Source organism: Acetobacter lambici (assembly GCF_011516885.1).
GTDB lineage: Bacteria > Pseudomonadota > Alphaproteobacteria > Acetobacterales > Acetobacteraceae > Acetobacter > Acetobacter lambici.
Genome location: NZ_WOTD01000145.1, coordinates 1 through 1,032 on the forward strand (window position 1 = coordinate 1; position 1,032 = coordinate 1,032).

Genomic DNA, 1,032 nt, shown 5'->3' on the forward strand with positions numbered 1-1,032 from the left:
TGTAACAGGGAAGCCGTTGCCCAAAGGCGTCTGGTATCGTGGCCCCGGCCAGTATCAGGCCCGCAGGATGGTGAACGGCAAACGTCACCGCGAAACCTTCGCGTCAGCCAGCCTTGCCCGCCGCTGGCTCCAGGACGTACGCGCCAAGGCGCATGTGGGCCAACTTGAGCCACCGGCACGCAAGAAAAACCAGATCACTTTTGGCGAGCTCTTTGAGCGCTTTGGTCGGGAACGCATGACAGAGCGCGATGCCGATCGTATGGGCCATCTTCCGGCCCTTCTTGGGTCCGACATTGCCTCATTGAAAATCGACAAATGGACCAATGGTGATGTCCGGGATTTTCGAGACGCCATGCTGGCAGCGGGACTGGCCAAGGGGACCGTCGTCAAACGCCTGAACATGATTGCGGCCATCGTCGAATACGCCAACTCGGAATGGGACACGACCATCCTCAATCATGCTTCGGCCAAACGGACCAAACGACCCGAGGGCGCCGATCGCAAGAGAAACCGGAGATTAAGGGACGGTGAAGAAGCCGAACTTCTGCGAGTTGCTTCTCGGCCCGACGGGATTTTCAGGCACTACCCTGATGTGGTGTGGCTCATCAGGTGGTCGATTGAACAAGGCTGTCGTCTGGGGGAATCCCTCAGTCTGCGCTGGCAGGATATCGACTTCCGCAGACAGACCATTTCCCTCGCCCGTGTGAAGAGTGACCGGCATAGAGAAGAGCTCGGTCCCGAGATCCGCCCCATGACCAAGGGCGCACAACGTGTCCTGAGGGAAAAGCGTGCTACCATGGAAAAGGTGCCTGACCGAAAAGACGTCGTCTTTTCGGTGGGGGAGAGAAAAATCTTTTCTGTCCTGTTCGGTCGCATGACCCGGCAAGCAGGAATTCAGGACCTGACCTTTCATGATTTGCACCATGAAGCAACATCGCGTCTGGCCCGCTATCTGAACCCGATTGAACTGACCCGGGTCACGGGCCATCGCGACTTGAAGTCGCTCAATCGCTACTACCAACCCGTGCCTGG

General features: G+C 57.8%; 1 protein-coding gene. It reads left to right on the forward strand.

All coding sequences use genetic code 11. From position 1 onward, the window contains the following. On the forward strand, positions 1 to 1,032 hold a 1,032-nt coding region (locus GOB86_RS15555; protein ID WP_165993562.1), incomplete at both ends, for a site-specific integrase.